At 64.3% G+C, this 11,956-nt stretch carries 13 protein-coding genes; 8 read left to right on the top strand and 5 right to left on the bottom strand.

Going from position 1 to position 11,956, the window contains the following annotated elements:
- Positions 1–10: 10 nt before the first annotated feature.
- From LCI23_RS00760 to LCI23_RS00745, 4 genes are read right to left on the bottom strand one after another with little or no spacing between them, the layout of a single operon-like run.
- Entirely contained in the window at positions 11–550 is a 540-nt protein-coding gene (locus tag LCI23_RS00760) for an RDD family protein (protein ID WP_224942518.1), read from the bottom strand.
- Positions 537–1,343 carry a DUF3106 domain-containing protein gene (locus LCI23_RS00755; protein WP_224942516.1) on the bottom strand — a complete coding sequence of 269 codons (807 nt, stop codon included), beginning with the start codon at positions 1,341–1,343 and terminating at the stop codon, positions 537–539. Before LCI23_RS00755 ends, LCI23_RS00760 begins: the two co-directional genes overlap by 14 nt.
- Complete coding sequence (locus LCI23_RS00750) at positions 1,340–1,741, bottom strand: DUF3619 family protein (protein WP_224942514.1); 402 nt, start codon at positions 1,739–1,741, stop codon at positions 1,340–1,342. Before LCI23_RS00750 ends, LCI23_RS00755 begins: the two co-directional genes overlap by 4 nt.
- Positions 1,738–2,307 (bottom strand): RNA polymerase sigma factor, encoded by a 570-nt coding sequence (locus LCI23_RS00745; protein WP_224943009.1) that lies wholly within the window; start codon positions 2,305–2,307, stop codon positions 1,738–1,740. Before LCI23_RS00745 ends, LCI23_RS00750 begins: the two co-directional genes overlap by 4 nt.
- A 541-nt stretch (positions 2,308–2,848) precedes the next feature.
- Here LCI23_RS00745 and LCI23_RS00740 point away from each other — a divergent pair.
- The 5 genes from LCI23_RS00740 (at position 2,849) to pssA (ending at position 8,052) form a co-directional block, all read left to right on the top strand.
- Positions 2,849–4,591, top strand: a complete 1,743-nt coding sequence (locus tag LCI23_RS00740) for an acetolactate synthase 3 catalytic subunit (protein WP_224942512.1) — start codon at positions 2,849–2,851, stop codon at positions 4,589–4,591.
- On the top strand, positions 4,591–5,082 hold the full coding sequence (ilvN, locus tag LCI23_RS00735) for an acetolactate synthase small subunit (RefSeq protein ID WP_027867685.1): 492 nt from the start codon (positions 4,591–4,593) through the stop codon (positions 5,080–5,082). Before LCI23_RS00740 ends, ilvN begins: the two co-directional genes overlap by 1 nt.
- Positions 5,083–5,166: 84 nt before the next feature.
- Entirely contained in the window at positions 5,167–6,183 is a 1,017-nt protein-coding gene (ilvC, locus tag LCI23_RS00730; protein ID WP_224942511.1) for a ketol-acid reductoisomerase, read from the top strand.
- A 157-nt stretch (positions 6,184–6,340) separates the two neighbouring features.
- The gene (locus LCI23_RS00725; RefSeq protein WP_224942509.1) at positions 6,341–7,111 is read left to right on the top strand and encodes an SIMPL domain-containing protein; all 771 of its coding nucleotides are present in this window, start codon (positions 6,341–6,343) and stop codon (positions 7,109–7,111) included.
- A gap of 71 nt (positions 7,112–7,182) precedes the next feature.
- Positions 7,183–8,052, top strand: coding sequence for a CDP-diacylglycerol--serine O-phosphatidyltransferase (gene pssA / locus LCI23_RS00720; protein WP_224942507.1), 870 nt, complete (start codon positions 7,183–7,185; stop codon positions 8,050–8,052).
- 42 nt (positions 8,053–8,094) lie between these two features.
- Here pssA and bamE read toward each other — a convergent pair whose 3' ends face one another.
- Positions 8,095–8,598 (bottom strand): outer membrane protein assembly factor BamE, encoded by a 504-nt coding sequence (gene bamE / locus LCI23_RS00715; protein ID WP_307727688.1) that lies wholly within the window; start codon positions 8,596–8,598, stop codon positions 8,095–8,097.
- A 182-nt stretch (positions 8,599–8,780) separates the two neighbouring features.
- Here bamE and rpsO point away from each other — a divergent pair, with 182 nt between their 5' ends.
- The 3 genes from rpsO (at position 8,781) to LCI23_RS00700 (ending at position 11,956) form a co-directional block, all read left to right on the top strand.
- Positions 8,781–9,050, top strand: coding sequence for a 30S ribosomal protein S15 (gene rpsO, locus LCI23_RS00710; protein WP_224942505.1), 270 nt, complete (start codon positions 8,781–8,783; stop codon positions 9,048–9,050).
- 170 nt (positions 9,051–9,220) lie between these two features.
- The gene (gene pnp, locus LCI23_RS00705) at positions 9,221–11,323 is read left to right on the top strand and encodes a polyribonucleotide nucleotidyltransferase (protein ID WP_224942503.1); all 2,103 of its coding nucleotides are present in this window, start codon (positions 9,221–9,223) and stop codon (positions 11,321–11,323) included.
- A gap of 228 nt (positions 11,324–11,551) precedes the next feature.
- Positions 11,552–11,956: a hypothetical protein gene (locus LCI23_RS00700; RefSeq protein ID WP_224942501.1), complete on the top strand. Its 405-nt coding sequence runs from the start codon at positions 11,552–11,554 to the stop codon at positions 11,954–11,956.

The raw sequence follows: 11,956 nt of genomic DNA, 5'->3' as shown, positions 1-11,956 counted from the left end.
AAAGCGCTGCTCAGCCGGGCTGGCCCTGGCGCGCGGCCTTGCGCGGCGCCTTCGGCAAGGCGATCAGGCGGGTGCCGGCCAGGCGGTCGTGCAGGAACTGGCGGTCCTTGTCGAACAGCGCCGTCAGCGCCCAGGCCGCCACGCCGAGCGCCAGCGCGATGCCGACCTGCGCCTTGTCGTGCAGGCCAAAGGCCCAGCACACGGCCAGCGCCGGCGCGAACCAGCCCCAGGCCAGCAGGAAGCGCGCCGCGGCGGTCCGCAGCGGCAGCTTGTGGCAGCCCAGCTTGACCACCTTGATGCGCCAGGTCTTCATGGCGAGCGTGTGGCCGCTGTCGATCCAGCACCACATGAAGTAGGCGGCCGTCACCAGCAGCAGCCACAGCTTCATGCCTTCCCTGGCCAGCGGATGCTGGCTGTTCAGGGTCACCAGCATGTAGGCCGCGATCGCCAGCATCTCGACCGCGAACAGGAGCAGCGCTTCGTACAGCATGGCCGTGACGCGGCGCAGGATACTGGGAGTGGCGACCGGGACCGGCTTAGACGGGGACATTGAGCGCGTTGCTTGCATTCGGTGCGGACTGGGCAGCGGGTGAAGGGGAAGCCGGTGCGGGCGATGCCACCGATGCCGGCGCGGGGGCAGGCGCGGGGGCGGCAGCCGGCGCCTGTGGCACGGCGCCGGGCGCGGCCGGGGCGGCGGCCGGCGCCGGGCCGGAAGCGGTGGCCGGCACGCCGGCCGGCGGCACGATGCAGGCGGTGCCGCGCCGCATCGCGCCCGGCGGGCAGCTGACCGGCGCGGCGATCATCGGCGTGTGCGGCATCGCCGGCGCGCCCTGCGGACGGCTGCCGCCCGAACGGGCCAGGCGCTGCCTTTCTTCTTCGGACAGTTGCTTGTAGCTTTCCCAGCTCGCGGCCTTCTCGCCCGGGGCCAGCTTGCGGGTCTTGCTGTAGTTCTCGCGCGCCAGCTCGCGCTGGGCAGGCGTCAGGCGCATCCATTGGCGCATGCGCTCGTGCACGCGCGCCTGTTCGGCCGGGGTCATCGAGGCGAAGCGCTGCGACATCTCGAGCCAGCGGCGCTTGCGCATGCCTTCCAGGCTGTCCCATTCGGGCTGCAGGGGCTTCAGTGCCGCCTGCTGGGCGCGCGTCAGTTCGCGCCAGAGCGGGCGGTCAAGCGTCTTGGCGGGTGGCTTGGCGCCGGCCACGGTGGCCAGAGGCGCGCCGGCGCCAGGCGCCGGGACGGTCGACGCGGAGCGGTTGTACAGCGCCCAGGTCACCACTCCGGCGACCAGGACCGCGGCCGCGGTGAGCACGACGGCGAGGCGGGGCTTCGGCGCGCTGTTCGTCATTGCTGGCGCTGGCGCGACTCCACGTAGGCATTGAAGCCATGGTCGAGGTACGCGGTCAGCGGCAGTTCGTCGGCCAGCACGGCGGCGTCGAGCTCGGCCATGGCGGCCAGCCGCTGCTGCTGTTCGTACTGGTACACGCCGCCCATGCCGATGACCAGGGCCAGCATCGGCGCCGCCACCGCCAGGCGCGCCAGTCCGGGGCCGCTGAACAGGGAGGCGGCGAAGGCCGGCAGGCCGAACAGCGGCCGGCTGGCACGGGACGCATCGGGCTTCTTGCGCGACAAGGCCAGCGCACGCGCGGCGGCCAGCCGCTCGGTCGTGGAGGCCGGCAGCGCGTCGAGGTTCTCGTTCAGGGCGTGGCGCAGCTTGTACGCCAGGTTGATGTCATCGGTGTTCATAGCTTGATTCCCTTGGCCTTGAGCGCCTCGGCGAGGGCGTGGGTAGCGCGGGAGCAGTGCGTCTTGACGCTTCCCTCGGAACAACCCATCGCTTCGGCCGTTTCGGCCACGTCCATGTCCTGCCAGTAACGCATGAGGAAAGCTTCCCGTTGACGCGTGGGGAGTTTTTCTACTTCCTGTTCGATGAGGCGTAAAGTTTGTGCGCGCTCAAACTGGTCGGCGGTGGATTCCGCGGCGGCCGTGCCTTGCTCGGCTTCATAGGAAGAAAGTATATCAAACTCCTCATCCTCCCCGTCCGGCCGGCTGAAGCCCGAGAACAGGCTGATCCAGGTATTGCGGACCTTTTCGCGGCGGAAGTAATCGAGGATGGTCGTCTGCAGGATGCGCTGGAACAGCATCGGCAGCTCGGCCGCCGGCTTGTCGCCATATTTCTCGGCCAGCTTGATCATCGCATCCTGCACGATGTCCAGTGCCGACTCGTCCTTGCGCACCGCGTATACCGCCTGCTTGAACGCACGCCGTTCGACATTCTCGAGGAAGTCGCTGAGTTCTTTGTCTGTGGCCATGCGTGCGGGAAGGGGCGTATTACGAATGCCGTAAGGAAAACCCACGAATCCTAGCAAAAAACCATCGCCCGTGCATCCAATTCGCGCAGTGGCCTTCCGGCCGCAGCTTCCAGCGTAGCCGGCCCGGACCGCGGCGCAGCAGGCGCGCAGCGGTCTGGTGCACCATTCTGGCGCACAAAAATAATCCGCGTGATGCCTTGACCAGAATGGTGCAACGCAGTAATGTGTTCTGACGCTTTGCACCCCCGAAGCTCTCCGGTCACCTGGTGAAGGCCCACAAGCCATCTCCGGATTGACGCGCTTTCATTTGTAGGCAGTTTGCTCCGACCCGCGCCACAAGCGCGAGAGATGCGTATAAACGCTACAGACACTCAAGCCGAACGAGTTGCGCCCAGCGCCCGTGCGTAAGGACCCCATTGGTGTCCTGAACCACCCGCGTGCACGCAGAGAGAAGGGAAGCATTGAGGGTCGTCGCGCACTTCGCATTTCGTTAGGAACGGGCATCCGATCAAACTCCCATTGGGTCTTGAAAGGAATGAACATGAGTAACGAAACATCGGCCTCCGGGTCGTCAGCGCCCATCACCGGCGCTGAAATCGTGGTGCGTTGTCTCGCGGAAGAGGGCGTCAAGCACGTCTTCGGTTATCCCGGCGGGGCAGTCCTCTACATCTACGACGCCATCTTCAAGCAGGACAAGTTCCAGCACGTCCTGGTCCGCCACGAACAGGCCGCGGTGCACGCCGCAGACGCCTATTCGCGCAGCTCCAACACCGTCGGCGTCGCCCTCGTGACCTCCGGTCCGGGCGTCACCAATGCCGTCACCGGCCTGTCCACGGCCTACATGGATTCGATCCCGATGGTGGTCATCACCGGCCAGGTGCCGAGCCATGCGATCGGCCAGGATGCCTTCCAGGAATGCGATACCGTCGGCATCACCCGTCCGGTGGTCAAGCACAACTTCCTGGTCAAGGATGTGCGCGAACTGGCATCGACCATCAAGAAAGCCTTCTATATCGCCCGTACCGGCCGTCCCGGCCCGGTGCTGGTCGATATCCCGAAGGACATCAGCATGCACAAGTGCGCCTACGCGTATCCACGCGAGATCGAGATGCGCTCGTACCGGCCGGTGGACAAGGGCCATGCCGGCCAGATCCGCAAGGCCGTGCAACTGCTGCAAGGGGCCGAGCGGCCGATGATCTACGCGGGCGGCGGGGTGATCCTGGCAAATGCCTCGGATGAACTGAACCGCCTGGTCGAGAAGACCGGCTTCCCGGTCACCAACACCCTGATGGGCCTGGGCGCCTCGCGCTCCTCCAGCCCGCACTTCGTGGGCATGCCGGGCATGCACGGCACCTACGAGGCGAACATGGCGATGCAGCATTGCGACGTCCTGATCGCCATCGGCGCCCGTTTCGACGACCGCGTGATCGGCAACCCCAAGCACTTCGCCAGCAACCCGCGCAAGATCATCCATATCGATATCGACCCCTCGTCGATCTCGAAGCGAGTGAAGGTCGACATCCCCATCGTCGGCAACGTCAAGGACGTGCTGGTCGAGCTGCTGTCCCAGCTCGACGCCAGCCAGGGCAATCCGAACACCCATGCGCTGCAGGCCTGGTGGAAGCAGATCGCCGAATGGCGCGGCAAGGAATGCCTGGCCTATGCCCCGTCAAACGAACTGATCAAGCCGCAGTCGGTCATCGAGCAGCTGCACAGGGTAACGAACGGCGACGCCTTCATCACCTCGGACGTCGGCCAGCACCAGATGTGGGCCGCGCAATACTACGGTTTCGACAAGCCGCGCCGCTGGATCAACTCGGGCGGCCTGGGCACCATGGGCGTCGGCCTGCCGTACGCGATGGGCGTGCAGATGGCGAACCCGGATGCGACCGTGGCCTGCGTCACCGGCGAAGGCTCGATCCAGATGTGCATCCAGGAACTCGCCACCTGCAAGCAATACCACCTGACGCCGAAGATCATCCTGCTGAACAACCGCTTCCTCGGCATGGTCAGGCAGTGGCAGCAGATCGACTACGGTTCGCGCTATTCCGAGTCGTATATGGACTCGCTGCCGGACTTCGAAAAGCTGGCCGAGGCCTATGGCCACGTCGGCATGCGCATCGAGAGGCCGGGCGATGTCGAAGGCTCGCTGGTTGAGGCCTTTGCCATGAAGGACCGCCTCGTGTTCATGAATTTCATCACCGACCAGAGCGAGAACGTGTGGCCGATGGTCAAGGCCGGCAAGGGCCTGAACGAAATGCTGCTCGGCTCGGAGGACCTGTAATGCGACACATCATTTCCGTCCTCCTCGAGAACGAAGCCGGCGCGCTGTCGCGCGTGGTCGGGCTGTTTTCGGCACGCGGCTACAACATCGAAACCCTGACCGTGGCGCCGACCGAAGACGCGACCCTGTCGCGCATGACCATCGTCACCAGCGGCTCGGACGACATCATCGAGCAGATCACCAAGCACCTGAATCGCCTGATCGAGGTGGTGAAGGTGGTCGACCTCACCGAAGGCCAGCACATCGAGCGCGAGCTGATGTTGATTAAAGTGCGCGCGGTCGGCAAGGAGCGCGAAGAGATGAAGCGCACCGCCGACATCTTCCGCGGCCGCATCATCGACGTGACCGAGAAGACCTACACGATCGAGCTGACCGGCGCCAAGAGCAAGCTCGACGCCTTCATCGACGCCATCGACCGCGCCTCGATCCTGGAAACGGTCCGCACCGGCGGCTCCGGCATTGGCCGCGGCGAACGCATCCTCAAAGTCTGACTCGTAGGGTGGGCGGTCCCCCGCCCACGCGTCCAAGCGACGCAAACATACACACACATTTAAATAACTATCTAAGGAATGACCATGAAAGTGTTCTACGACAAAGACTGCGACCTCTCCCTCATCAAAGGCAAGAACGTCGCCATCATCGGCTACGGCTCGCAGGGCCACGCGCACGCCCAGAACCTCAGCGAATCCGGCGTGAACGTCACCGTCGGCCTGCGCCGCGGCGGCGCGTCCTGGAACAAGGTCGAAGCGGCCGGCCTGAAGGTCGCCGAGGTCGACGAAGCAGTGAAGAGCGCCGACGTCATCATGATCCTGCTGCCGGACGAGAGCATCGCCGAGGTCTACAAGAGCAACGTCGAGCCGAACGCCAGGCAGGGCGCCGTGCTGGCCTTCGCCCACGGGTTCAACGTGCACTATGGCCAGGTGGTGCCGCGCGCCGACCTCGACGTGATCATGATCGCGCCGAAGGCCCCGGGCCACACCGTGCGCGGCACCTACCGCCAGGGCGGCGGCGTGCCGCACCTGGTCGCGGTCTACCAGGACAAGTCGGGCGCGGCGCGCGACATCGCGCTGTCCTACGCCATGGCCAACGGCGGCGGCCGCGCCGGCATCATCGAGACCAACTTCCGCGAAGAGACCGAAACCGACCTGTTCGGCGAGCAGGCCGTGCTGTGCGGCGGTACCGTCGAGCTGATCAAGGCCGGCTTCGAGACCCTGGTGGAGGCGGGCTACGCGCCGGAGATGGCCTACTTCGAGTGCCTGCACGAACTGAAGCTGATCGTCGACCTGATCTACGAGGGCGGCATCGCCAACATGAACTACTCGATCTCGAACAACGCCGAATACGGCGAGTACGTCACCGGCCCGAAGGTCGTCACCTCGGCAACGAAAGAGGCGATGAAGCAGTGCTTGAAGGACATCCAGACCGGCGAGTACGCGAAGAGCTTCATCCTCGAGAACAAGGCCGGCGCCCCGACCCTGATCTCGCGCCGCCGATTGACGAGCGAGCACCAGATCGAGGAGGTTGGCGCCAAGCTGCGCGCGATGATGCCGTGGATCGCGAAAAACAAGCTGGTCGATCAGTCGAAGAACTAGGCTGCCGCGGTGTCGTAGGGTGGGCGGCTCTGCCGTCCACCCTACAATTCAAGACAGTTGCAACTGTCCATTACAAATTCACGAAAGCGCGCGTGAAGCCAGTATCGTATAAGTAAGGCCACCATCCGCCTGTTTACTCGTTACTGGAGAATAAGAAATGAAGCTTTCCCGATCGCTCGTCGCCGCCGCCCTGGTCCTGGCGTTCCACGCCGGCGCCCAGGCCCAGACCGCCCCGTCCACCGCCGGCACCCTGGTCGTGGTCCCTGCCTTCGGCGAAGTCAAGCATGCCAACGACCGGGCCACGCTGACGTTCGCCGTCGAAGAGCACGACAAGGACAAGAACGCCGCCGCGGCGCGCGTGAACCGCAAGATGAAGGAGGGTACTGAACTGGTGCGGCGTGCCGATCCGAAGGCCGAGCTCAAGACCATGGGCTACTATACCTACCCGGTCTACGCCGACGTGCCGCCGATGCCGCAGCCGGCCACGCGCACCCCGACGCCGCCGGTGCCGGTGTCCTGGCGCGTCGGGCAGTACCTGGAAGTAAAGACCACCAGCCTGGCCGAGCTGCCGAAAACGGCCGCCGCCGCGCAGAAGGTCCTGCAGATCAACGGCGTCAGCTTCGACCTGAGTCCGGCCCTGGAAAAGCGCCTCGACGACCAGCGCATCGCCGCCACCTACCGCAACCTGAACGAACGCATGGCATCGATCGCCGGCGCGATGGGCCGTTCGCTGCAGGATGCCGTGCTGGAAACAGTCGACTTCGAAGGCTCGGGCAATTACGCGGGCGAGGCCAGGCCGGCGGCGGAACCGACGATGATGCGCATGAGCGCCAAGCGGGAAGGGGCCGACGCGATGCCGGAACCGAGCTTCGAGCCGGGCGAGACCACGCTGCAAATGCGTCTGGTGGGCAAGTTGCGATTCAAATAGCAATAGCTATTCGCTAACAAGGGTCCGCGCCTCTATAATGCCGGGAACAGCATTCATGACCACGGACCCTTATGCCGACCTTTCCACGACGCAGGCCACCGGGCGCCGCGCCCAAGCCGCCAAGATTTTCTCGCCTGAAAAAGCGTTTCGGACGCCGGGCGGACCGTATCCAGGGCGAGCGCGGCCGCGGCATCTACCTGCTGCCGAACGCCTTCACCACCGGCGCGCTGTTCTGCGGCTTCTACGCGATCGTCATGGCGATGAACCAGCGCTTCGAGCATGCCTGCTGGGCGGTGTTCATCGCCATGATCCTCGACGGGCTCGACGGCCGCATCGCGCGCCTGACCAATACCCAGTCGGAGTTCGGCGCCCAGTACGATTCGCTGTCCGACATGGTGTCCTTCGGTGCCGCACCAGCCCTGGTGATCTATGAATGGTCGCTGCGCGGCCTGGGCAAGCTGGGCTGGATCGCCGCCTTCATCTACTGCGCCGGCGCCGCGCTGCGCCTGGCCCGCTTCAATACCAACATCGAGGTGGTCGACAAGCGCTTCTTCCAGGGCTTGCCGAGCCCGGCCGCGGCGGCGCTGGTGGTGGGCTTCATCATGATGATGACCGACCCCGACATCAACGTCAGCTCGCGTCAGGTGGACTGGGTAAGCTGGGCCATCGCCGTGTTCGCCGGCCTGACCATGGTGTCGAACGTGCCCTTCTACAGCTTCAAGGACGTCAATTTCCGCAAGTCGGTGCCCTTCATCGTGGTGTTCCTGATCGCCCTGGCCCTGGCCTTGCTGGCGATCGACCCGCCCAAGGTGCTGTGGCCGATCTTCGTGATCTATGGCCTGTCCGGCTATGCGGTGTTCGCCTGGCGCGCCGCCAAGGGCAAGCCGGTGAGCATCATTCCGCGCGACGACGACGAACCGGACGAGCGCCTGCGCCGCTAGCCTGGCGGCGGTGGCAGGGGAGGCGGTCCGCGCCGCGGCGCCTCACCATCCCATCTTGTCCTTCGGCTCGTACAGCGGGTCCGGCCCGTTCAGCATCTGCCGCACCACGCCCTGGCGGTCGAAGTGCACGTGCATCAGCGAGTTCCAGACGCCGGCCTCCTTGTAGCGGTAGGACCAGACCTCCCAGTCGCGCATGGCGACGAAGGAGGTTTCCGCCGGCCTGCCGATGGTGCGCAGGACGTCTTCCTTGGTGGCCGCATCCACCTTGATCGTGGCAAATTTCTCCCCGGTCAACACCTGTTCGTAGGAGGCCAGGCGCCCGTCCGGTGCGATGCGCGCCATCCAGGTGTACTGGCCCATCGGCCCGGTCGCATATTCGAACAGGCGCTCGTTGCCGGCGCCATAGATGGCGGTCGGTGGGCCCATCTTCTGCTGCACCACCTCGGCCGAATCACCGATGCTCGGTGCCTGGCGCAGCAGGCCGGCGCAGCCGCCGAGCAAGGCGAGCGCCGCGACTGTTGTAAAACTGATCAATTTGTTCATCATTCAGCCCTCCAGACGCCGCAAACCGCCATCATCCTCCATTTGGGCGCTGCAAAGGGTGGCCGCGCATCCGGTTTTCCCCTATACTGGCGGGTCTGTCCGTTTTGGGCAGGCGAGAAAGAAGCAATTTGACAATCACGGTGCGCTGGGTTTCGACTCATGCACCGCATGTGAAAGGTAACATCATGACCGTAGAAAACATCAACAAAGCCGCGATCATCGCGGACAACGCACGTGGCCAGAACGATACCGGTTCGCCGGAAGTCCAGGTCGCACTGCTGACCGCACGCATCAACGAACTGAACGGCCACTTCAAGGCACACCAGAAGGATCACCACTCGCGTCGTGGCCTGATCATGATGGTCAACCGCCGCAAGAGCCTGCTGGCTTACCTGAAGAGCAAGGACGCCAACCGCTACCGCGACCTGATCGCCAAGCTCGGCCTGCGTAAGTAATCCTTGGTCGAGACGATTTAGTCACGAAATGCCTGCGCCAGATACCTGTCGCGGGCATTTTTTGTTTCTGTTGTAGCTTGTTGTTGAGTAAATGGTGGCCTAAAAAACCGCCCGTGGTGAGGTGAACGACAGCTCCTGAAAATCTGTCGGCAAATAGAAAGGGAATACCCATGTTTAATAAAGTTTCGAAAACCTTCCAGTACGGTCAACACACGGTCACCCTGGAGACGGGTGAAATCGCGCGCCAGGCAAGCGGCGCCGTCGTCGTGTCGGTCGAAGACACCGTCATCCTGGCCACCGTGGTCGCCAAGAAGGACGCCAAGCCGGGCCAGGACTTCTTCCCGCTGACCGTCGACTACATGGAGAAAACCTACGCAGCCGGCAAGATCCCGGGCGGCTTCTTCAAGCGCGAAGGCCGTCCTTCGGAAAAGGAAACCCTGACCTCGCGCCTGATCGACCGTCCGATCCGCCCGCTGTTCCCGGAAGGCTACCTGAACGAAGTCCAGGTCATCATCCACGTCCTGTCGGTCAACCCTGAAATCGACCCGGACATCCCGGCCATGATCGGCGCCTCGGCTGCGCTGTGCATCGCCGGCATCCCGTTCAACGGCCCGATCGGCGCGGCGCGCGTCGGCTACGCGAACGGCCAGTACATCCTGAACCCGACCACCACCGAGCTGAAGACCTCGCAGATGGACCTGGTCGTGGCCGGTACCGAGCACGCCGTGCTGATGGTGGAATCGGAAGCCCAGCAGCTGTCGGAAGAAGTCATGCTCGGCGCGGTCGTGTTCGGCCACGAGCAGATGAAGGCCGTGATCGACGCCATCCACGACCTGGTGGCCGAAGGCGGCAAGCCGGAAGTCGAATGGAGCCCGGCACCGAAGAACGAAGAACTGATCGCCAAGGTGAACGAACTGGCGGGCGCCGCCGTGCGCGACGCCTACCAGACCCGCGAGAAATCGGCCCGCCAGCAGAAGCTGAAGTCGATCTCGGGTGAAGTCATGGCCGCCCTGGCGGCGCAAGGCGTCGACGCGGATAGCGCCGAAGTCGGCAACATCCTGTTCGACATGGAAGCCAAGGTCGTGCGTACCCAGATCCTGGACGGCGAGCCGCGCATCGACGGCCGCGACACCCGCACCGTGCGTCCGATCGCGATCCGCACCAGCGTGCTGCCGCGTACCCACGGCTCGGCCCTGTTCACCCGCGGTGAAACCCAGGCACTTGTGGTCGCCACCCTCGGCACCGCGCGCGACAGCCAGAAGATCGACGCGCTGATGGGCGAGTACACCGACGACTTCATGATGCACTACAACATGCCTCCGTTCGCCACCGGCGAAACCGGCCGCGTGGGCACCCCGAAGCGCCGCGAAGTCGGCCACGGCCGCCTGGCCAAGCGCGCGCTGGTCGCCGCGCTGCCGTCGGCGGACGAATTCAGCTACTCGGTGCGCCTGGTCTCGGAAATCACCGAGTCGAACGGCTCCTCGTCGATGGCTTCCGTCTGCGGCGGCTGCCTGGCACTGATGGACGCCGGCGTGCCGATGAAGGCGCACGTCGCCGGCATCGCCATGGGCCTGATCAAGGAAGGCGGCAAGTTCGCGGTCCTGACCGACATCCTGGGTGACGAAGACCACCTGGGCGACATGGACTTCAAGGTCGCCGGTACCCCGGCCGGCATCACCGCGCTGCAGATGGACATCAAGATCCAGGGCATCACCAAGGAAATCATGCAGGTGGCGCTGGCGCAGGCCAAGGAAGCGCGCCAGCACATCCTGGGCGAGATGCAGAAGGCCGTGCCGAGCGTGAAGACCGAGCTGTCGGACTTCGCACCGCGCCTGATCACCATCCGCATCAACCCGGAAAAGATCCGTGACGTGATCGGCAAGGGCGGCGCCGTCATCCGCGCGCTGACCGAGGAAACCGGCACCCAGATCGACATCACCGACGAAGGCGTCGTGACCATCGCGTCGGTCGATGCCGCCGCCGGCCAGGAAGCCAAGCGCCGCATCGAAGAGCTGACCGCCTCGGTCGAAGTGGGCAAGACCTACGACGGCACCGTGCTCAAGCTGCTGGACTTCGGCGCGATCGTGCAGGTCATGCCGGGCAAGGACGGCCTGCTGCACATCTCGCAGATCGCCAACGAACGCGTCAACGCGGTCGCCGACTACCTGAAGGAAGGCCAGCAGGTGCGCGTGAAGGTGCTGGAGACCGACGAGCGCGGCCGCCTGAAGCTGTCGATGAAGGCTGCCGATCCGGTGGAAGGCGCGGCGCAGTAATTTGCGTCTAGTCTGAGCGGTTCGCCGCTCCACATAGAAACCGCCAGTGCGTGAGCCTGGCGGTTTTTTCGTTGGGCGTCGTGAAACCTTGTTGCGCGTTCCCTCGCGCCTCGGCCTGCATTGAGCTGGTACTAAGGCAAAAAAGCCACGCAGCGCCATGATGATCAAGTTGGGTGCGGCGAGCTCGAAACTCGCAAACGCCCAGGTCCCGACCAATCAGGAGAGGTCATGGCACAGGCGTTGTACAAACAATGGGAACGACTCACTCCGCAAGAGCAAGCTTACCTGCGCAGCAAGCCCCATCATGCGTTCACCATTCAAGAGACGCGCGATGCCGCGTATGAAGAGACAAAGCGTCGTTTTGGTCGCAATGGCCACAATGACAAGTCCGATGCTTTTCGTCATTGCTTCTGGTCGGCACTTCTAGCGCGTGAGCTGGGGTTTCAGGATGCCTTCAGGTTCACGACGGCGCACGAGGCATTTCCAACCAATCCTCTAGGCGAACAAGAAATGGATCTCCATAATAATCGCGTGGGACTGAATATCGGTCGCTCCAAGGGAGCAAACGGTGCGATGAGTATGCGTTGCATGGCGGCCCTGCAGTCGGGGCAACTGAAGTTCATGGTGAAATAG

It is taken from the genome of Massilia sp. MS-15, from assembly GCF_020176695.1.
GTDB classification, from domain to species: Bacteria; Pseudomonadota; Gammaproteobacteria; order Burkholderiales; family Burkholderiaceae_D; genus Telluria; species Telluria hydrophila.
This window is presented reverse-complemented; position numbering and strand designations above follow the sequence as displayed.